The organism is Dinoroseobacter sp. S375 (assembly GCF_049800775.1).
Classification (GTDB): domain Bacteria; phylum Pseudomonadota; class Alphaproteobacteria; order Rhodobacterales; family Rhodobacteraceae; genus Dinoroseobacter.
The window spans coordinates 128,024-148,370 of sequence record NZ_JBNAFR010000002.1; the positions used below are offsets into that span (position 1 = coordinate 128,024).

The window sequence follows — 20,347 nt, forward strand, 5'->3', positions numbered from 1 at the left end:
AGCGATGGCGTTATCTTACAAGGCGCGGCGGCGATGGGCGCTGGTGATCCTACTTTTGGGATTGCCAGCCTATATCGTGGCGGCGGTGACGATCCTGAACCTGCTGGACCGTCCGCCCTTCTGGGTTGAACTGAGCGTCTATGTCGGGCTCGGGATCATCTGGGCGGTGCCGTTCAAGTTCGTGTTCAAAGGGATCGGGCAGCCGGATCCGGATCAGCCGCGGGACGACGCCTGACGACGCAGAGCGCGGTGGATGCATCGGACAGGTGAAGCATCTGCGGCTGCATCTGGTCCCAGACTGCGTGGGGCTGTTTGGCAGGCTCGGGCCGTCCTAGCCGTTCGCCACGAAACGCGACTCCGTTGAAATCACGAACTGGCCACGCTCGATCTTTTCGATCGTGCCATTGCGCAGAAGATCTCCGAAACTCCGCAAGGAGTCTTCGCGGGAAAAACTGCGATCGTGGTCGTGGCGCATGACCATATGCATGACCTCCGGACGCGAGAAATAGGTTTTCCCCTCCACGACGCTCAGATAGGCCGCTGCGGCTTCGAGCAGTTCGTGCAATTCGGTGGCACCGACGGACTCCGCGTAGGTCGCGAACCCTGTGTCCAGCGCGCGGGTTTTGTCCTGACCTGCGATGGCGGTGCGGGTGATCCGGCGCGGCCGGACGGCGGGATCCGTGTCCTCCCAATCCACCCGTGCCTGAGGAACCAGCATCAGAGGCGGGGGACTGTCCTGTGCCGCGGGGCTGCCGTGCTTGGTCTCCGCCGCGCCAATCGCTTCCTCGAGATCCGAGATGTCGGCATCCGGCGACGTTTCTGCGCTGTCCGCAGGCTCAGGGGCGGCTGTCGCATGATCCAGCTCCAGGCCGGGGTCGTGCGCCTCAGTGTCCATCTCGGTCTTGGATTTGCGCTTGCCTGGAATAAGGCGCTCGGCAAATGTCGCGGCCACCGCGGCCTTGATATGGCTCAGGGCGCTGCGGCGATGCTGCGCGCCTTCCTCGTTGAGCGCATCATCGGTCTTGGCGAGGATTCGGTCCACGGTCTCGGCATCATCAACGGGTGAGAACAGCGCAGAGCGGTCTTCGGGCGCGGGCGCCTCGTCGAAGAGAATGTCATCCGCGAGGACCGGCTCGGGATCCGCTGGAACGTCCTCCTGAGCGTCCGTATCGCGCCGGAACGCCTGCGGACGCTGAGCATCGCGCCCTCTCAGAAGGGAAACGGCGGCTTCGAGATCGGAGTGTTGGATGCCAAGGGGTGGAATGGTGTCCGATTCCGCCGCAGATCCCGTGTCCTCTGTGAGTTGCTGTTCTACGATATCATCAGTGGGGTCTGCTTGTGCAGCATCGGTGGAAAGCTCCGGCGCTGTGGCGGTATCCGGGGTTTCCTCGGTTTCGCCGAGCCGGGCGAGGGTCGCGGTAATGACGTCTTGCTCCACGTCATCCGACGGCGCGTCTGACTGCGCCTTCTCGGCGATGCTGTCCTCAACGGGATCCTTGTGATCAATGCGAAGATCCGCATCGAAAGCGTCCACGAGCTCGGTATTGTCGCCAGCAATTCGGGCGAGAAGTGCCTCGGTTTCGTCTTCTTGGTCGACTTCCGGGCTTGTGTCGTCTTGGAGCGCGCGCGAGGTTTCTTCAGCTTCAGCTTCAGCTTCAGCTTCAGCTTCAGCTTCAGCTTCAGCTTCAGCTTCAGCTTCAGCTTCAGCTTCAGCTTCAGCTTCAGCTTCAGCTTCAGCTTCAGCTTCAGCTTCAGCTTCAGCCTCAGCCTCAGCCTCAGCCTCAGCTGCCTTCGGTTCCACAATGTCGCCACTGTCCTGAGACGGCAGGACGTAGGTGACATCGTCGGTCAGGTCGTCGCTATCCTCGACCTCGAACCGCGCTTCGAGGTCTGCGGTGCTGTCGGCGACATTTGCGGCCACCACCGAGCGGATCCGCTGCAATTTGGCGGCAATGCTGGAGGCGCTGAGGCCGGTGGCGGTCAGATCCGGTGTGGCATCCGCAGGCGCGCTGGGGCGGGGCAACCCGGTTGAGGGGATCTGGAAGAAGGCGTTCACATCCTCGACACCGCGCCATGCCTCGGCGTCCTGCGGGGGCGTCGGATCCTCGGCGAAGACCGGAGGTTCCTCCGGGGCAGTCACGATCGGATCCGCCAACACGGCCGCTGCAATGTCGGGCTCGGTCGGGGCGTTGGCCTCCTCGTAAACCGTTTCGGTCTCGGCAGGCATCTCATCCTCGGCCAAGGCGCTGCCGGGGTCCGGCTGCGCCTGTGTCAGATGAACGCCCCCGTCGCGCAGATCCGCATTCACGTCGGTCGTGGCGCGGCGCTGGGCGATGTTCTGGAGCATCTGCGCATCGGGCGTCGGAGGCTCGGCACCGAAATACCGATCCTCGGCGGCAAGATCGCGAAAATACTCGGCGATGTCCTTCATCGCCGAGAACGGATCCTCGAACCCCTCAAGGGTGCAGGAGAAGGTCCCGTAAGAGACCGTCAGGAACTTGTTCGAATCTTGCATGTGCCTGCTCACTTCCTTCCCCCGAGCCAGCTGACATAAAATACGGGCTGCAATTTCCATTTCACAAACAAAAACAAGAAAAATTCCCTAATTTTCGGCAATTATGGTTGAAGTTTGGCAAGCCTCGGAAAATGGTCATGAAATGGCCCAACTCCCGAAAAATTCCGCCACATTCGTGACATATTTGGGTGCTGGGCCCGCGCCGAATCCCGTGATTCAGGCGGCGCTGGCCCAGGCACCGATTCTCGTTGCGGTGGATGGTGGCGTCGCCCATGCAGCCGCACTTGGCGCCGTCCCGAGCCATATCCTCGGGGATCTCGACAGCCAGCCGGACGCGCTGCCGCCTGCGTTTTCGGACATCCCCGTGACGCATATTCCCGAGCAGGAGAGCACGGATTTCGACAAGGCGTTGCGCACGGTCCCGGCGGATCTGGCGCTTGGCGTCGGCTTTCTCGGGGGGCGGGTGGATCACGAGCTGGCCTGTTTCCACACCCTTCTGCGCCATGCCCATCGCAACGTCCTGCTGGTTTCGGAGACCGATGTGGTGACCCTGGCGCCGCCACGCGCCGTGCTCCGTCTGCCGCAAAAGACCCGCCTGTCTCTCTTTCCGATGCAGCCGGTGCGGATGACGACCACTGGGCTGCGCTGGCCCCTCACGGCGGAGTGGCTGGACCCGCATGACCGCATCGGCACTTCCAACAGCGTGGATGCGCCGCGAGTCACAATCGAGGCTTCGGACCCGGCCTGTCTGGTGATCGCACCCGCCGAACACCTCGCGGAACTGATCGAATACCGGCGGCAATCGGAGGGTTGGCCTGAAAAACGCGCATGAATCCTCGGAGGATCACGAGAATTTCAGGAAAATCGCGGACCGGTCTCGCGCATCGCGCGCTTTTGTCCCATAAGCGGCCCGTGACCGTCGAGGAGCAGGCCCTATGTCCGGAGAATTGTCCCCCATTGATCGCGCCAAATACGTCGCGGCCAAACGCGCAGTCGAGTTCATCGAAGATGGTATGCGCGTTGGCCTTGGCACCGGCTCAACCGCGGCTTGGATGGTGCGCCATCTGGCCGAAGTGGTGGCCGAGGAGGGCATGCAGATCACCTGCGTCGCGACCTCCACGCGCACCGCGGAGCTGGCGCGCGAGCTGGGCCTGACGGTCACGACCCTCGACGATGTCAAATGGCTCGACCTGACCATTGATGGTGCCGATGAGTTCGACCCCAGCCTGAACCTGATCAAGGGCGGCGGGGGCGCGTTGCTGCAGGAGAAGATCGTGGCAACCGCGTCGGACCAGATGATCGTCATCACTGATTCGTCCAAGGCCGTGGCAACGCTCGGGGCCTTTCCGCTGCCGGTGGAGGTGATCAAGTTCGGGTGGGAGACCACCAAGACCCTGATCGAGGAGACGCTGGTCAATATCGATGTGACGGGCCGGGAAACCCGCCTGCGGATGGACGGAGACGCGCCCTATATCACCGATGAGGGCAATGTCATCGTCGATCTCGATCTGCAACGCATTGGAAACGCTCGCCAGCTCTCGCTGGTGCTGAACCAGTTGCCAGGCGTGGTGGAGAACGGACTTTTCCTCGATATCTGCGACGTCGTGGTGATCGGCAAGGGTGACGGATCTGTCGAGCTGCGCGATATCAATGCCGGAAGCGTGCACCAAGAGCAGGTTGAAGTCCCCGGCGCGGGCAACGTATTCTCCGACCTGTAACGACCGGGCCGGGTGGGCCCGGCGTGGAAGACAGGAGCGACCCCATGAGTTTTGACTACGACTTGTTCGTCATCGGGGGGGGCTCCGGCGGCGTCCGTGCGGCGCGCGTGGCCTCGGCCGAAGGGGCCAAGGTGGCGCTTGCCGAAGAGTATCGCATGGGCGGGACCTGTGTGATCCGGGGCTGCGTTCCCAAGAAGCTGATGGTCTTTGCCTCCGGCTATGGCGAGATGCCCGAGGAGGCACGCGCCTATGGCTGGGACATCCAGGATGGCGATTTCGACTGGCTGCCCTTTCGGACCAAGCTGAATTCCGAACTGAACCGGCTGGAGGAGGTCTATCGCAGTCTTCTGAACGGCTCGGATGTGGAGATTTTCGACAGCCGCGCAACCCTCGCCGATCCGCATACGGTGAAGCTTGCCACGGGCGAGACCAAGACCGCCAAGCATATCCTGATCGCTACGGGCGGGCACCCGGTGCGCCCGGATCTGCCGAACGCACATCTGGGCATCACCTCGAACGAGATCTTTCAGCTCGAGAGCCTGCCGAAATCGGTTCTGATCATTGGCGGTGGCTATATCGCCTGCGAGTTCGCCTGCATTCTCAACGGGTTGGGTGTGGAGGTCACGCAGTACTATCGCGGGGCGCAAATCCTGCGCGGGTTCGATGACGAGGCACGCGGGCTGGTGGCCGAGGCCATGCGCGAGAAGGGTGTGAACCTGCATCTCGGCACCAATATCGTCGAGATGCGCGCGGCCTCCGATGCCGAAAACGCGCAGATCCTGACGAGCACGGACCCGGCCATGGGGGCTGCGGCTCAGGACACGGCCGCGCTGACCGAGGCGGGATCCGGAAGTGGCCCGGTCTGGGTCAAGGCCACCAATGGTCAGGAGGGCGTCTATGACCAGGTGATGTTCGCCACCGGGCGTAGCCCCTCTACATCCGGGCTCGGCCTGGAGGAGGCCGGGGTCGCGGTCGGGCGGCGTGGTGAGGTGGTCGTGGATGAGTATTCCCAGACCAACATCCCCTCGATTTACGCCATCGGCGATGTCACCAACCGGGTGCAGCTGACACCCGTGGCCATCCGCGAGGGCATGGCCTTCGTCGAGACGGTCTTCAAAGGCAATCCCACCAAGCCTGATCACGAGCTTATTCCCTCGGCGATTTTCACCCAGCCCGAGCTGGGCACGATCGGTCTGAGCGAGGAAGAGGCCCGCGAACAGGAGCCGGTGGATATTTATTGCACCTCCTTCCGGGCGATGCAGGGCGCCTTTGCCGGCAAGTCCGACCGGGTGCTGATGAAGCTTGTCGTCAGTCAGGCGACGGACAAGGTTCTGGGCTGCCACATCGTTGCGGATCACGCGGGCGAGATGATCCAGCTTGCCGGGATCGCGGTGAAAATGGGCGCGACAAAAGCAGATTTCGACAGGGTCTGCGCGGTGCATCCGACCATCTCCGAAGAGTTGGTCACGATGAAATCACCGATGCGGAGCGCTTGATATCCGGGCGTGCGCAACCATGTCCTGAGGGGAGTTACGACGATATGCAGACGACAAGGAAAACGGATGGCGAATAACAACGGTGGACCCTGGGGCGGCGGGGGTGGTCGCAACGGTGGCGACAACCGAGGCGGTGACAATCGCGGCGGCCGACGGCCCGGTGGCCCCGGTGACAACGGTCAGATCCCGGAAATCGACGAGATCATGAAAAAGGGCCAGGAGCAGCTGCGCGTCCTCATGGGCGGTCGCGGCGGCGGCACCAACGGGCGTGGCCCGGGCGGTGGCGGCGGTGGCCCGAAGATCACCAAGGGCACGGTGGCCCTGGCCGCTCTGGCTGCGGTGGGTCTCTGGGTGTATTCGTCGCTCTACACGGTGCGGCCCGAAGAACAATCGGTCGAACTGTTCCTCGGAGAGTTCTCCGCCGTGGGCAATCCCGGTCTGAACTTCGCCCCCTGGCCACTGGTGACCGCCGAGGTCCTGCCGGTGACGCGGGAAAACACCGAGGAGATCGGCACATCCCGCACCAGCAGCGCGCGCGGTGAGGATGGTCTGATGCTGACCACCGATGAAAACATCGTCGATATCGACTTCGATGTGGTCTGGAACATTTCTGATCCGGCGCAATTCCTCTTCAACCTGCGGGATGGTCAGCAGACCGTGCGCGCGGTGTCTGAGGCCTCCATGCGCGAAGTGATCGCGCAGTCCGAGCTGGCGCCGATCCTCAACCGGGACCGCGAACTGATCGCGCAACAGGTGCAGGATCTGATCCAGACGACCCTCGACAGCTATGACAGCGGCATCAACATCGTCCGTCTCAACCTCGACCGGGCCGACCCGCCCGAGCAGGTGATCGACGCGTTCCGCGAAGTGCAGGCCGCCGAGCAGGAGCGGGACCGGCTGGAACGTCAGGCCGACGCCTATGCCAACCGTGTTCTCGCGGGCGCGCGTGGTGAAGCCGCGCAGCTCCTGGAACAGGCCGAAGCGTACCGCGCGCAGGTCGTGAACGAGGCCGAAGGTGAAGCCAGCCGCTTCACGGCGGTTCTGTCCGAGTATCAGAACGCCCCGGAAGTGACCCGCAAGCGTCTCTATCTGGAAACGATGGAGCGTGTTCTGGGCGGGATCGACAAGGTGATCCTCGACAATAATGTGGATGGCGGCGGCCAGGGTGTCGTGCCCTATCTGCCCCTGAACGAATTGCGCCGTCCGGCCGGAGGGACGAACTGATGAAAAAAGGTTCTGTCGCCCTCATCGCGGCTGCAGCCGTGGTCTTCGTCGCGGTCAATTCGCTCTTCATCGTGGATGAACGCGAGAAAGCCCTCGTCCTCCAGTTCGGTCAGATCAAGGCCGTCAAGGAAGACCCGGGTCTCGCCTTCAAGATCCCCTTCATTCAGGAGGTCGTGCGCTATGACGACCGGATCCTGAGCCTCGACACCCAACCGATCGAAGTCACGCCGTCGGATGACCGGCGTCTGGTCGTCGATGCCTTTGCGCGGTACCGGATCTCGGACGTGGTCCAGTTCCGGCAAGCGGTCGGTGTTGGGGGCATGCGGGTGGCCGAGCAGCGGCTCGAAGCCATTCTCAACCCGCAGATCCGGGCAGTGCTCGGTTCGGACGGAGTTACCTCGAACACCATCCTGTCCTCGGATCGTGGCGCGCTGACGGCGCGGATCACGGCCGGTGCCCGGGCGCGTGCGCTTGATATCGGCCTCGACGTGGTCGATGTGCGTCTCAAGCAGACCAACCTGCCGACGCAGAACTTGGATGCCACCTTCGCCCGGATGCGGGCGGAACGGGAACGGGAAGCCGCGGACGAGATCGCGCGCGGTGAGGAAGCCGCCCAGCGGGTGCGCGCCCAGGCCGACCGGACCGTGGTCGAACTGGTCTCGGAATCCCAGAAGGAAGCCGACATCACCCGAGGTGAGGCCGATGCCCGTCGGAACGCCATCTTTGCCGGGGCCTTTGGCGCGGATCCGGAATTCTTTGAATTCTACCGCTCCATGACCGCTTATGAGCGCGCGCTGCAAGGCTCGAACTCGACCATGGTCATCGCACCCGACAGCGAGTTCTTCGACTATCTGGACGGCACCGCGGCACGCGCCGATCGGTGATGGAAACGCTGCTGACCGCCCTCGGGCTGGTCTTCGTGATCGAGGGGCTGGTGTTCGCACTGGCCCCTTCGCGTATCGAGGATCTGTTGGCCGCATTTGCCCGGATGCCCGTTACCATAAGACGCGGCTTGGGTTTGGGCGCGATTGCCCTAGGTACTATCTTGGTTTGGGTGGGAAAGAGCTTGGCCGCATAGCCGTCCCATGGAAGACTTCCGCCCGAGCATGTCACGTCTACGTGACGGCGCGCGAGAGTCAGACCGCTTGAATATGGCGCAGGCAATGAAAACATCTGGGACAGCATGGGCTCTGTCCCGTGACGAGACCTAAAGACCCGCTCCCCCGTGGCGGATGTTCAGGAGGACCCCAAGAGTGAACAGACACGAATTACAGCGACGCGAGCCGCAGGTCATTGCGCAAGTCGCGACCCCCGCGTCCCGGCGGGTAACCCCCCTTCATGCGATGGCGGCAGCTCTGCTGGCCCTCGCGCTGGTGCTGGCACAGACCCTCGTCGCCCAGGCGCGCGACATGCCCGGCAGCTTTGCCGATCTGGCCGAGCGCGTGAGCCCGGCAGTGGTCAACATCACCACGTCGACCAATGTGGCCACCCCCGGTGGTCCGCAGCCCATCGTGCCCGAAGGCTCCCCGCTGGAAGACTTCTTCCGCGACTTCATGGACCGCCAGCAGGAAGAGGGGCGTCCCGCCCCGCGTCAGCGCCGCTCCAACGCGCTGGGCTCGGGGTTTGTGATTTCCGAGGATGGCTTCATCGTCACGAACAACCACGTGATCGAGCAGGCGGATGAGATCCTGATCGAGTTTTTCTCTGGTGAAGAGCTCGAAGCGACGGTGATCGGGACCGACCCCAACACCGATATCGCCCTGCTGAAAGTCGAGAGCGATGAGCCGCTGCCCTTCGTGAGCTTCGGCGACAGCGATGCGGCCCGCGTGGGCGACTGGGTGATGGCCGTGGGCAACCCGCTGGGCCAGGGCTTCTCGGTGTCTGCCGGGATCGTCTCGGCGCGCAACCGTGCCCTGTCCGGGACCTATGACGACTACATCCAGACCGACGCGGCGATCAACCGGGGCAACTCGGGCGGTCCGCTTTTCAACATGGATGGAGACGTGATCGGCGTGAACACCGCGATCCTGTCGCCGAATGGCGGCTCGATCGGCATCGGTTTCTCGATGGCGTCGGGCGTGGTGACCAATGTGGTCGACCAGCTCAAGGAGTTCGGTGAGACCCGTCGCGGCTGGCTGGGCGTGCGCATTCAGGATGTCACCGATGATGTGGCCGAGGCACTGGGCCTCGAAAAGGCCGCCGGGGCGCTGGTCACGGATGTGCCGGACGGCCCGTCCCTCGATGCCGGTATGGAAGCGGGCGACGTGATCCTGACCTTTGACGGGCGCGATGTGGAAGATACGCGCGAGCTTGTGCAGATCGTCGGCAACACCGCCGTCGGCAAGGCCGTGCGCGTGGTCGTGTTCCGCTCCGGCGCGACTCAGACCCTGCTGGTGACCCTGGGTCGCCGCGAGGATGCTGAGCGGGCCGTGCCGGTCTCGGCCCCTGCCGATGAGCCCATCGAGCGAGAGATCATGGGGCTGACCGTGACCGAGCTGAACGATGAGCTGCGCGAGCAGCTCGGGATCACCAACAGCCTTGCCGGTCTGGTGGTCAGCGATGTCGATGAAGACTCCCAGGCCTATGAAAAGGGTCTGCGGGCAGGGGATGTGATCACCGAAGCCGGCCAGGAGAAGGTCGCCTCGGCAGATGATCTCGAGGCGCGTATCGACGCCGCAAAAGAGGCCGGGCGCAACTCGATCCTGCTACTGGTGCGGCGGGATAACGAGCCGCGCTTCGTGGCGCTCGCACTGAACTGAACCGCGCGAGACCGAGGTCTCGGCATGAGAGACAGACGCGCCTCCGGGAGACCGGGGGCGCGTTTTTCCGTGGGCTCAGGGCTGGTCGGCGGCGCGGCAGATCTCGGGGCGGAGCAGGGCGTCCAGCATGTCGGAGCAATCCTCGATCTCATCGGCGATCAGGTGGAGCACCGCGCCCTCGCGCTGGATCCGGCCCCGAACGCGCAGCATCCGCCCGGCGATCACGGCCCGGCGGTAACGCTCGTAGATCTTGTTCCAGACCACCACATTGATTGTGCCGGTCTCGTCCTCGAGCGTGATGAAGATCACGCCATGGGCCGTGCCCGGCCGCTGGCGCAGCAGCACGAGCCCGGCCACGCAGACCCGCGCGCCATTGGGCGGCCGGTGCATCAGGTCCGCCGGGATACAGGCCGGGGGCCGGGGCCAGGGGGGCTGCGCAGGGGCCGGGAGGTCGCTGGATGGCGGCATGAGAACATAAGTAGAACATTTATCGGGTTTCGCAAGGCTGGCCAATTCTGCATGGCTGATCTATGTGAGAGTTAACACTTGTTTTGCAGAGCAAAGGACGACGGTCAGAATGGCGAAGATCACCTATATCGAGCATAATGGGACGGAGCATGTGGTCGAGGTGGCCAATGGTTTGACCGTCATGGAAGGCGCACGGGACAACAACATCCCCGGCATCGAGGCCGATTGCGGCGGGGCCTGCGCCTGTTCGACCTGCCATGTCTATGTCCATCCTGACTGGGTCGAGAAGATCCCCGGCAAGGAAGCCATGGAAGAGGACATGCTGGATTTTGCATTCGAGCCTGATCCCGCGCGCTCGCGCCTGACCTGCCAGATCAAGGTGAGCGATGCGATCGACGGTCTCGTGGTGCAGATGCCCGAGAAGCAGATCTGATGATCCACCGGGCGCCGCGTCGGGCGCCGCGCTCGTGGGCCGCGCGGGCCCGCGGCGCGTTGCGGGCCGCCGCGCTTGTGGCGCTGGCCGCCCCCTGGCTGGCCTCGGGCGCGGCTCAGGCCGCTGAGGGGGTGGTGTCCGCCGAGTATGGGGATGAGACCACCCGCTATGCCCATGGTGTCCTCGGCGATGCCATCGAATATGGCAGTCTGTCCATCGTGACCGATCGCGGGCGTCGCCTGCGCATCGTGCTGCCGGAGCATTCCGTGTTCGAGGATCTGGCCCCGCGTGTCGTGGATCTCGACGGGGATGGCGCGGCGGAGGTCGTGGTGGTCGAGAGCCACCGGGATCTCGGCGGGCAACTCGCGGTCTATGGCCCCAAGGGCAAGATAGCCGCCACGCCTCATATCGGGCGTACCAATCGCTGGCTCGCGCCCATTGGTGCGGCGGATTTCGATGGCGATGGCGCGGTGGAGATCGGCTATATCGACCGTCCGCATCTGGCCAAGACATTGCTGCTCTGGCGCTACGAAAACCGGTCCCTGACCCAAGTCGCCGCCATGCCTGGCGTCACCAATCACCGGATCGGCGAGGATTTCATCTCGGGCGGGGTGCGCGATTGCGCGGGCGCGCTGGAGATGATCGTGGCCGAGGCGAACTGGTCCGGCACGGTTGCTGTCCGGTTCACCGCAGGCCAGCTTTCGCGGCAGGCCTTGCCCTATCCGGCCACCCCGGCGGGCTTTGCGGAGGCGCTGCGCTGCGCGCCCTGAGCACGCCTCAGAGCGCGCGCCAGCCGATGTCGCGCCGCACCATGCTCTCGGGCCAGTCGATCCCGTCCACCAGCGCATAGGCCTTCGCCTGCGCCTCGGCGAGGCTTGCGCCACGGGCTGTCGCGTTGAGCACCCGCCCGCCATTGGCCAGAAGCCGTCCGCCCTCGCGCCTGGTGCCCGCATGGAAGACCATGTTGGCGCTGTCCTCGGGCAGATCCTCGACCCCGCGGATCTCGGTCCCCTTCTCATAGGACCCGGGATAGCCCTCGGCGGCGAGCACAACGGTCAGGGCATGGTCCTCGGCCCAGTTGACCTTGGCCTCGGCCAGCTTGCCCTCGGCGCAGGCCAGCATCAGATCCAGCGCCTGCGCCCCGAGTCGCATCATCAGGACCTGACATTCCGGATCACCGAAGCGGGCATTGTACTCCACCAGCCGCGCGCGCCCGTTCTCGATCATCAGACCGGCATAGAGCACCCCCTGATAGGGCATGCCGCGCCTGGCCATCTCGTCCATGGAGGGGCGAATGATCTCGTCCAGCGCCTGCTGGGCAATGGCATCGGTCAGGACCGGGGCGGGGGAGTAGGCCCCCATGCCGCCCGTATTCGGCCCCTTGTCGCCGTCAAAGGCGCGCTTGTGATCCTGCGCGGTTCCGATGGGCAGAACCGTCTCGCCATCGCAGAGCACGAAATAGGAGGCCTCTTCACCGGTCATGAACTCTTCGATCACAACCTCGGCTCCGGCGCCGCCAAAGGCCCCGCCAAACATGTCGTCAACCGCCGCGAGCGCCTCGGCCTCGGTCATCGCCACGATCACGCCCTTGCCCGCGGCCAGACCATCGGCCTTGACCACGATGGGCGCGCCCTGCGCCTCGATATAGGCCCGAGCCGCGGCGGCCTCGGTGAAATGCGCATAGGCGGCAGTCGGCGCGCCCGCCGCATCGCAGACCTGCTTGGTAAAGGTCTTGGAGGCTTCGAGCTGGGCCGCCGCCGCCGAGGGGCCAAAGCACAGGATCCCCGCCTCGCGCAGCCGGTCCGCGACCCCGGCGGCGAGGGGTGCTTCGGGCCCGATGATCACGAAATCGATGGCGGCTTCTTCGGCAAAGCTGACCACCGCGTTGCGATCCTCGATATCCAGCGCGGCGCAATCGGCGATCTCGGCCATGCCCGCATTGCCCGGGGCCACGATCAGCCGGTCGCATTTCGGGTTCTGGGATACCGCCCAGGCCAGGGCATGTTCGCGACCGCCGCTGCCGAGAATGAGGATGTTCATGATCTGCCGCGTCCTTTGACTTTTACCCGGGGTTGCCGCGTTCTAAGATGCGACGCAAAGCGAGGCAAGCGAGGCCAAATGTCCGATTTCGATCTGATCGACGATCCCCAGCCGGGTCAGAATGCGCCGGAATTCACGGTCTCGGAGCTTTCGGGCGCGATCAAGCGCACGCTGGAGGGGGAGTTTGGCCGCGTCCGCGTGAAGGGTGAGCTGGGCCGGGTGATGCGGGCGAAGTCCGGGCATCTCTATTTTGACCTCAAGGATGACCGTTCGGTGATCAATTGCACCACATGGAAAGGTCAGGTGGCAGGCCTCGGTGTGATGCCCGAAGAGGGGCTGGAGGTCGTGGTCGAGGGCAAGCTGAGCGCCTATGCGCCCTCGTCCCGCTACAATATCAATGTGGACCGCATCGCCGTGGCCGGGGTCGGCGCGCTCATGGCGATGCTCGAGAAACGGCGCAAGCAGCTCGCATCCGAGGGGCTTTTCGACGAGGGGCGCAAGCGTCCGATCCCGTTTCTGCCCGAGGTGATCGGCGTGGTGACCAGCCCCTCCGGCGCGGTGATCCGGGATATCCTGCACCGCCTGCGCGAGCGTTGCCCGCGCAAGGTGCTGATCTGGCCGGTGGCGGTGCAGGGGCAGAACTGCGCGCCCGAGGTGTCGAACGCCATTCGCGGCTTCAATGCGCTGACCCCGGGCGGAGCGCTGCCGCGACCCGATCTGCTGATCGTGGCGCGGGGCGGGGGCAGCCTCGAGGATCTCTGGGGGTTCAACGAGGAATCCGTGGTGCGCGCCGCGGCCGAAAGCGACATCCCCCTGATCTCGGCCGTGGGGCACGAGACGGACACGACCTTGATCGACCACGCCGCGGATCTGCGCGCGCCCACGCCGACGGCGGCGGCCGAGCGGGCCGTGCCCGTGCGGCTCGACCTGCTGGCGGGGCTCGACACGCTGGGCGCGCGGATGCTGACCGGGTTGACCGGGGGCGTGCGCGCCCGGGGCCAGCGGGTGCGCGACCTGTCCCGGGCCCTGCCGCGCGCCGAGGAGTTGCTGAGCACGCCTTCCCAGCGGCTCGACCATGCGGCGGCGCGGCTGCCCACCGCCTTGCGCAGTGCAACCCAGGCCAAGCGCGGCGCGCTGGCCGAGGCAGGGGCCGCCCTGCGCCCCCGGTTGTTGCGCACGCAGATCGAGACGGGCGCGCAGCGGACGGCGCAGGCGGGCAAGCGGCTCGATACCGCGTTGCCCCGGGTCGTCACCCTGCAATCCGAGCGCCTGACGACCCGCGCGGCACGGCTGCGCCCCGAGGTGCTCTCCCGGCAGTTGGGTCGCGACAGCGAGCAGCTCGACGCGCTTTCGGCCCGGCTGGCGCGGGTGTCTGCCGCGCAGGTCTCTGGCTGGCGCGCGGCGCTTGAGGGGCTCGAGCGCGTGCGCGCCACCGTGGGCTACGAGGCGACGCTGAAACGGGGTTATGCGGTGGTGCGCGCCGGCGAGGCGATCGTCACGACCCGGGCACGGGCTGCAGAGGCGTCAGCGCTCGAGATCCAGTTCCAGGATGGACGCCTCGCCGTGGCCACCAGCGACGCGCCCCCGGCAGAGCCGGTCACGCCCAAACCCAAGCCCAAGCCCTCCGCCGCGCGCAAACGCAAGCCGCCTCCACCGGACCAAGGCTCGCTGTTCTAGGGGTCACGCCCCAAGATAGGGCTGGTCGCAGATCAGCGGCGCGGGGCTCTCGCGACGCCCCGTAAGGTCATCCAGCGGATCCGCCCCGACCAGCCGCCCCACCAGCCCCTCGGGCTGATCGAAGAAGTGCCAGCATTGCGGCGCGTCCGGCGCGTAGTCATAGACGAAACAAATGGCATCTTCCTCCGGGTACCAGTGCCCCTCGCGGCACTCCTCCCCTGAGAACCGCCAGGTGACCGATCCGTCGCCGCGATAGGTTTCGGCGCCATAGGCGCGGCCGTATTGCTCGAAATAGATGGTCTTGCCGGTCACCCGCGCCGCGAAATCCACCCCGGAGAGGGGCGTTTCCGCCATGGCCGTGGCAGGAAGGGCCGTGATCAGGCAAAGGCAGAGCGCGCGCAGCATGACCGCAGGCTAGCAATGCGCCCGGCATCCGTCGATCCCTGTTGGCGCGCGGAGCGATGCGGGCGGCAGGGCCGCATCAGGCCCGGGCGAATCCACGCAGAAGCGGGCTGCGGGCTTTTCCTCCGGGACAGGGGGGATTAGGTGTGAGCCAGAGGTGTAGACCCCGCGAGAAGGCCCCCGATGTCGTTTTTCAAGAAGCTCAAGACCCGGATGTTCAAATCCTCCTCGAAGCTGGAGGAAGGGCTGGACGCGATCGTCGAGGATGGTGGCGAGGTTGACGCGACCCCACCGCCCCCTGCGCCCGCGCCAGAGGCCGAGACGGCGAAGCCGCCTGCGCCCGCAGCTCCTATTCCGGAGCCGGAGATCACATCCGAGCCCACGGTTGCCGCGCCGGACACTGCCACAGCGAACCAGCCCGTCGCGCCCGAGCCCGTTGCCGCGGATCCGGAGCCGCCCGCGCCCGCGGATCCTGTCGAAGAGATTGCGCCCCGCCCAGAGCGCGCGACACCGCCTGAGCCTGAGCCTGAGCCTGAGCCTGAGCCTGAGCCTGAGATCCCCGAGACATCGGCCCCGACGGCCGAACCCGCACGCAAACCCGGTCTCATGGGCCGCCTCTTCGGCGGAGGCACAGCGCAGCCTGCCCCTGAAACCCCGCAGGCAGCAGCCCCCAAACCCGCCCCTGAGCCCGCTCCCGCGCCAACCCCAAGCGGCCCAACCATGCGCCGCGTCATGGATGACGCCATGCTGGAAAGCCTCGAGGAGGTGCTGATCGCCTCGGATATGGGCGTGGACACCGCTCTGCGGGTCAGCGCGAATATCGCCGAAGGCCGGATGGGGCGCAAAGTATCCACAGCTGATATCCAGCGGATCCTCTCGGATGAGATCGCCCGCATCATGGAACCTGTGGCACGACCCCTGCCGATCTATCCCAAACGCCCCCAGGTCGTCCTGGTGGTCGGGGTCAACGGATCGGGCAAGACCACGACCATCGGAAAGCTGGCAAGCCAGTTCCGGGCCGCTGGAAAATCCGTGGTTATCGCTGCCGGGGATACCTTCCGCGCTGCGGCGGTCGAACAGCTGCAGGTCTGGGGAGATCGTGCCGGTGTACCGGTGCTCACCGCGCCCGAGGGCTCGGACCCGGCCTCGCTCGCCTTTGACGCCATCAAACAGGCGCAATCCACCGGCGCGGATCTTTTGATGATCGACACGGCCGGGCGGTTGCAGAACCGCGCGGACCTGATGGAGGAACTCGCCAAGATCGTGCGGGTGATCCGCAAGGTCGACGAGACCGCGCCCCATAACACCCTGCTCGTGCTGGACGCGACCACGGGACAGAACGCCCTGAGCCAGGTCGAAACCTTCCGCAAGCTCGCCGATGTATCGGGCCTTGTGATGACCAAGCTCGACGGCACGGCCAAAGGCGGTGTGCTCGTGGCGCTGGCCGACAAGTTTGGCCTGCCGATCCACGCCATCGGCGTCGGCGAGCAGATCGACGACCTCGCCCCCTTCGACCCGGAGGAGTTTGCCGATGCGCTCACCGGTCTCGAGCGCTGAGGTCTTAAGTCTCGAAATATCCTCGGGGGGGCGCGGCTTGCCCGCGCGGGGGGCAGACAGCCCCCCTCCGTTCCCCGCCGCAAGGACTAACCGGTGAGCGACTGGCTGATCAGCCTCGAAGGGACCGCAGACGGCAAGTCCCTTGCCCTGATGCTTGCCCTGACGGCGGCGCTCCTGCACGCGATTTTTGGCGCGTTGCAGAAGGGCCGCCACGATCCCTGGTTATCCCGGGGCGCAATCGACGCGGCCCTCTTCGTCATCGCAACGCCAATTGCCCTCTTCGTCGTGCCCTGGCCCGAGGCCCATATGTGGCCGATCTTCGCGGGCGTGTTCCTGATCCACACCGCCTACAAGATCCTGCAGGGCTTTGCCTATTCCAAGGGGGCCTACACGGTGGTCTACCCGGTCGTGCGCGGAACAGGACCGCTTTTCACGGTGTTCGGGGCCTATCTGATCTTCGGCGAGACCTTCGCCCCGCTGCAATGGGTCGGGGTGGCGGTGCTGCTGGCGGGGATCTTCGGGCTTGCGGCTTACAATCTGGTCCATATCGAGCTGGACCGGGACACGCTTGTGCCGGCGCTGGGGCTGGCGGTGGCGACGGGCCTCTTCGTGGCGCTCTACACGACTTTCGACGCTTACGGCATTCGTGCGACGGCGGATCCCTTTACCTTCCTCGCCTGGTTCTTCTTCATTGACAGCCTCGTGTTCCCCTGGGTGGCTGCCCTGCGCTGGCGCCGGATGGTGGCGGCGCCCGCACTCGGACCGCTCGCCCTGCGGGGGGCCATCGGTGCCGTGGTGGCGATCGGCAGTTTCGGCTCGATCATGCTGGCCACGCGGCTCGACAAGGTGGGAGAAGCCGCGATCCTGCGCGAAACCTCCACCGTCTTTGCGGCCGTGATCGGCTGGGTCTTCTTGAAGGAGACCGTGGGTCCGCGCCGGATGGGCCTGATGGCATTGATTGCGGCGGGGGCTGTGATAGTGGAAGTCGCAGGATGAGTGAGAGAGGCCCGATGGCAGAGCAGAAACCGATCAACCCCTGGGTCAAGATGGCCCTGGAGCTGGGCCCCGTTCTGGGCTTTTTCGTCGTCTACATGCGGATCAAGGATGAGGTATATCCGATCTGGGGCCGCGACTATGACGGGTTCATCGTCGCAACCGCGGGCTTTGTGCCGGTTCTGCTTTTGTCGATCGCGATCCTGTGGAAGCTGACGGGCAAGCTCAGCCGGATGCAGATCATGACTGCCGTGCTGGTCATCGTCTTCGGCGGGCTTACGGTGATCTTCAATGACGAGGCCTTCTTCAAGATCAAGACCACCATCGTCTACGGCATGTTCGCGACGATCCTCGGGATCGGGCTGCTGCGCGGGCAATCCTATCTGGCCTTCGTCATGGAGGATCTGATGCCGCTGGCGCAGGAGGGCTGGATGCGGCTGACCAAGCGCCTGACGGCGATGTTCGCGGCCATGGCCATCGCCAATGAGATCGTCTGGCGAACCATGGATACCGAGTTCTGGGTGAAGTTCGAAACCTTTGCTCTGCCCGCGGCGCTGTTCGCGTTCTTCATCGCGCAGGCGCGGATGCTGGAGCGGTATTCGCTGGAAAAGGACGACCCGGAGACCTGATCGTCACACCGGATGCGCGGGCTGGCAGGGCTGTCAAAATGCGCGCCTGCGGCGCAAGTCCATGCGCACTGCGTGCCAGATTTGGGGGCGGTGCCCCCGTCGCGCGCGGCGCGACTCCCCGCTTTCGGCTCTGGGCCCATTGATCCGGCCCCGCGACCCGGTAGCAGGCCGCGAGGCCGTCGGACTAGATGCGTTCGACGGTCACTTTATGCGGGTAGAACGCGATGTGGTCGCGGATACGCGCCACCCCGTCCTTGGGGCTTTCATAGGACCAGCCCGCATCCGGGATCAGCCCGGCGGAGGCGTGGATCGAGTAATAGCTCGCATCGCCCTTGAACGGGCAGTGGGAGCGGGTCTCCGAGGGCTCGAGGAAGGCCATGCCGATATCGGCGCGCGGAAAGTAGATGACCGGGTCGCTGCTGCCTTCCACAAGCTCCAGGGCATTCTCGCTCTCTGCCAGAACGGCCCCATCCGCCCGGACGGTCCAGACCCCCTCGGCTTTGTGGATCTTGATATGGTCGCTCATGGCACTCCCCTTCCTTCGGTTCTCCGTATCCCGTGTAGTAGGACGCGGACTGTATCAGTTTTGTTGCGATGGTCTGGCCGGTTCCGCTCAGAGCGGCTCGGTCACGCGAAACAGCCAATCCCGGGCCGCGGGGGATACCCGGGTCTCGAGATGGTTGCGCACCCGGGCGTGATAGGCATCGAGCCAGGCGCGTTCAGCCGGGGCCAGTTGGTCGAGATCGATCAGCCGCCGGTCAATGGGCACATAGGTCAGTGTCTCGAATCCCAGCATCTCGCGCGCGGGATCGCCGCCCTCGGGCGGGGGCATCTCGGTGACCACGACGAGGTTCTCGATCCGGATCCCGAACGCCCCTTCGCGGTAATAGCCGGGCTCGTTGCTCAGGATCATGCCCGGGCGCAGGGGCACCTCGCTGACACGGCTGAGCCGTTGCGGCCCCTCATGCACGCAGAGATAGACTCCGACCCCGTGCCCGGTACCGTGGTCGTAATCCTGTCCGGCCTGCCAGAGCGGGGCGCGGGCCAGCGCGTCCAGATCACGCCCGGCCAGCCCTTTGGGCCAGCGCGCAAGGCTGACGGAGATCATCCCGCGCAGCACCCGGGTGAAGGCGGCCACGGCCCCCTCGGGCGGGGTGCCCGTGGCCATGGTGCGGGTCACATCCGTTGTGCCATCGGCATATTGCCCGCCGCTATCCACCAGCAGGAGATCTCCGGGGGTGACCGCGCGATTGGTGTCTTCGGTCACCCGGTAATGCACGATCGCCCCATGGGGACCCGCGCCGCAGATCGTGTCGAAGCTGATGTCGCGCAGAGCACCCGTTGCCGCGCGGAACCCTTCGAGCGCGCGAACCACGTCGATCTCGGTCAGGCTTGCCGGATCCTGCGCATCCAGCCATGCGAGGAACTCGACCATGGCTGCGCCATCGCGCAGATGCGCCTCGGCGGTGCCCGAGATTTCGGCCTTGGTCTTGCAGGCCTTGGGCAGGATGCAGGGATCCTCGGCTGGCTGAACCTCGATCCCGGCGCTCTCGAGCAGATCGAAGATCGCCACGGGGGCGGTGGCCGGATCCACGCGCACGGGACCGGTCAGCGCCATCACCCCCGGGTTCAGGCTGTCTGGGGAATGGGTCCGGATATCCGGACCCAGATGGGTATGCAGCGCATCGGACAGTTTTGCCGCATCGATGAACAGATCGCAGGTCCCATCCGCATGCAGGATCGCGAAGGCATGGACCACCGGATTGCGGGGAATATCCGAGCCACGGATGTTGAGCAGCCAGCACAGGCTGTCGGGCAGCGTCAGAATGGTCGCGGTCGCGCCGTTCTCGCGCAGGGTCTCGGCAATCTCGGCGCGTTTCTCGGCAGAGCTGCGTCCGGCCAGCGCGTCGGGATGGATGATGACCGCGCCTTGCGGGGGGGCGGGCTGGTCCGGCCAGATCCGGTCCACGAGGTTCTCGACCCGCTGCAGGCTCAGCCCCGTGCCCAGCCCCTTGCCGAGCCGCGCAATCTCGGAATGGGTGTGCAGCCAGGGATCGAAGCCGATCACCCCCGTGCCCAGGGTCTCGGTCAGCCAGGGCCCGGGCTGGGTCGCGGGCCAGGGCACCGGTGTGAAGGCCTCTGTCGCCACTTGCTGCCGCGCCTGCAGTGTATAGCGTCCGTCCACGAAAACCCCGGCCGTCTCTGCCGTCGCGATGCAGAACCCGGCCGAGCCCGTGAACCCGGTGAGCCAAGCCAGCCGGTCGTCGCGCGGGGCCACATACTCCCCCTGATGGGCATCGGCCCGAGGAATGAGAAAGGCATCGACCCCGGCGCGGGTCATCTCCGCGCGCAGGGCGGCAAGCCGGGGTGGCCCTTGCTCGGGCGTGGTGGTGGCAGAAAAGGATTGAAACATGGAGTCCGACGTCTTGTGCTAGA

The 20,347-nt window shown here is 65.4% G+C and carries 20 protein-coding genes; 14 read left to right on the forward strand and 6 right to left on the reverse strand.

Annotation, left to right across the window (positions count from 1 at the left end):
* The first annotated feature begins 4 nt into the window (after positions 1–4).
* Positions 5–235: a DUF2842 domain-containing protein gene (locus ACP150_RS05485; protein WP_424965551.1), complete on the forward strand. Its 231-nt coding sequence runs from the start codon at positions 5–7 to the stop codon at positions 233–235.
* Positions 236–331: 96 nt separating this feature from the next.
* Here ACP150_RS05485 and ACP150_RS05490 read toward each other — a convergent pair whose 3' ends face one another.
* A complete protein-coding gene (locus ACP150_RS05490) occupies positions 332–2,515 on the reverse strand; it encodes a hypothetical protein (RefSeq protein ID WP_424965552.1) in 2,184 nt (727 codons plus the stop codon).
* Positions 2,516–2,690: 175 nt separating this feature from the next.
* Between ACP150_RS05490 and ACP150_RS05495 the strand changes: the two genes are divergently transcribed.
* From ACP150_RS05495 to ACP150_RS05525, 7 genes are all read left to right on the forward strand, one after another.
* Positions 2,691–3,347, forward strand: coding sequence for a thiamine diphosphokinase (locus ACP150_RS05495; RefSeq protein WP_424965553.1), 657 nt, complete (start codon positions 2,691–2,693; stop codon positions 3,345–3,347).
* Between the two features lie 103 nt (positions 3,348–3,450).
* Complete coding sequence (rpiA, locus tag ACP150_RS05500; protein ID WP_424965554.1) at positions 3,451–4,233, forward strand: ribose-5-phosphate isomerase RpiA; 783 nt, start codon at positions 3,451–3,453, stop codon at positions 4,231–4,233.
* A gap of 44 nt (positions 4,234–4,277) precedes the next feature.
* On the forward strand, positions 4,278–5,729 hold the full coding sequence (locus ACP150_RS05505) for an FAD-dependent oxidoreductase (protein ID WP_424965555.1): 1,452 nt from the start codon (positions 4,278–4,280) through the stop codon (positions 5,727–5,729).
* A 66-nt stretch (positions 5,730–5,795) separates the two neighbouring features.
* Positions 5,796–6,953, forward strand: a complete 1,158-nt coding sequence (gene hflK, locus ACP150_RS05510) for an FtsH protease activity modulator HflK (protein WP_424965556.1) — start codon at positions 5,796–5,798, stop codon at positions 6,951–6,953.
* A complete protein-coding gene (gene hflC, locus ACP150_RS05515) occupies positions 6,953–7,837 on the forward strand; it encodes a protease modulator HflC (RefSeq protein WP_424965557.1) in 885 nt (294 codons plus the stop codon). Before hflK ends, hflC begins: the two co-directional genes overlap by 1 nt.
* Entirely contained in the window at positions 7,837–8,031 is a 195-nt protein-coding gene (locus ACP150_RS05520) for a DUF2065 domain-containing protein (protein WP_424965558.1), read from the forward strand. The genes hflC and ACP150_RS05520 overlap by 1 nt, the downstream gene beginning before the upstream one ends.
* A 265-nt stretch (positions 8,032–8,296) precedes the next feature.
* A complete protein-coding gene (locus ACP150_RS05525) occupies positions 8,297–9,712 on the forward strand; it encodes a Do family serine endopeptidase (RefSeq protein ID WP_424965559.1) in 1,416 nt (471 codons plus the stop codon).
* A 75-nt stretch (positions 9,713–9,787) separates the two neighbouring features.
* Here the strand turns inward: ACP150_RS05525 and ACP150_RS05530 are convergent, their stop codons facing one another.
* On the reverse strand, positions 9,788–10,180 hold the full coding sequence (locus ACP150_RS05530) for an OB-fold nucleic acid binding domain-containing protein (protein WP_424965560.1): 393 nt from the start codon (positions 10,178–10,180) through the stop codon (positions 9,788–9,790).
* Positions 10,181–10,289: 109 nt separating this feature from the next.
* Here ACP150_RS05530 and ACP150_RS05535 point away from each other — a divergent pair, with 109 nt between their 5' ends.
* Both ACP150_RS05535 and ACP150_RS05540 read left to right on the forward strand, forming a co-directional pair.
* Entirely contained in the window at positions 10,290–10,613 is a 324-nt protein-coding gene (locus ACP150_RS05535; protein ID WP_424965562.1) for a 2Fe-2S iron-sulfur cluster-binding protein, read from the forward strand.
* Positions 10,613–11,383 carry an FG-GAP repeat domain-containing protein gene (locus ACP150_RS05540; RefSeq protein WP_424965563.1) on the forward strand — a complete coding sequence of 257 codons (771 nt, stop codon included), beginning with the start codon at positions 10,613–10,615 and terminating at the stop codon, positions 11,381–11,383. The genes ACP150_RS05535 and ACP150_RS05540 overlap by 1 nt, the downstream gene beginning before the upstream one ends.
* A 7-nt stretch (positions 11,384–11,390) precedes the next feature.
* Here the strand turns inward: ACP150_RS05540 and purD are convergent, their stop codons facing one another.
* A complete protein-coding gene (purD, locus tag ACP150_RS05545; protein ID WP_424965564.1) occupies positions 11,391–12,653 on the reverse strand; it encodes a phosphoribosylamine--glycine ligase in 1,263 nt (420 codons plus the stop codon).
* Positions 12,654–12,731: 78 nt separating this feature from the next.
* Between purD and xseA the strand changes: the two genes are divergently transcribed.
* A complete protein-coding gene (gene xseA, locus ACP150_RS05550) occupies positions 12,732–14,330 on the forward strand; it encodes an exodeoxyribonuclease VII large subunit (protein WP_424965565.1) in 1,599 nt (532 codons plus the stop codon).
* Positions 14,331–14,333: 3 nt separating this feature from the next.
* Here the strand turns inward: xseA and ACP150_RS05555 are convergent, their stop codons facing one another.
* Positions 14,334–14,735: a hypothetical protein gene (locus tag ACP150_RS05555; protein WP_424965566.1), complete on the reverse strand. Its 402-nt coding sequence runs from the start codon at positions 14,733–14,735 to the stop codon at positions 14,334–14,336.
* A 180-nt stretch (positions 14,736–14,915) separates the two neighbouring features.
* Here ACP150_RS05555 and ftsY point away from each other — a divergent pair, with 180 nt between their 5' ends.
* From ftsY to ACP150_RS05570, 3 genes are all read left to right on the forward strand, one after another.
* The gene (gene ftsY, locus ACP150_RS05560; protein ID WP_424965567.1) at positions 14,916–16,289 is read left to right on the forward strand and encodes a signal recognition particle-docking protein FtsY; all 1,374 of its coding nucleotides are present in this window, start codon (positions 14,916–14,918) and stop codon (positions 16,287–16,289) included.
* Between the two features lie 93 nt (positions 16,290–16,382).
* Positions 16,383–17,285, forward strand: coding sequence for an EamA family transporter (locus ACP150_RS05565; RefSeq protein ID WP_424965568.1), 903 nt, complete (start codon positions 16,383–16,385; stop codon positions 17,283–17,285).
* Positions 17,286–17,299: 14 nt separating this feature from the next.
* Entirely contained in the window at positions 17,300–17,911 is a 612-nt protein-coding gene (locus ACP150_RS05570; RefSeq protein WP_424965569.1) for an inner membrane-spanning protein YciB, read from the forward strand.
* A 184-nt stretch (positions 17,912–18,095) separates the two neighbouring features.
* Here ACP150_RS05570 and ACP150_RS05575 read toward each other — a convergent pair whose 3' ends face one another.
* Both ACP150_RS05575 and ACP150_RS05580 read right to left on the reverse strand, forming a co-directional pair.
* Positions 18,096–18,437 carry a DUF427 domain-containing protein gene (locus tag ACP150_RS05575; RefSeq protein WP_424965570.1) on the reverse strand — a complete coding sequence of 114 codons (342 nt, stop codon included), beginning with the start codon at positions 18,435–18,437 and terminating at the stop codon, positions 18,096–18,098.
* 87 nt (positions 18,438–18,524) lie between these two features.
* A complete protein-coding gene (locus tag ACP150_RS05580; RefSeq protein WP_424965571.1) occupies positions 18,525–20,324 on the reverse strand; it encodes an aminopeptidase P family protein in 1,800 nt (599 codons plus the stop codon).
* Positions 20,325–20,347 lie beyond the last annotated feature (23 nt).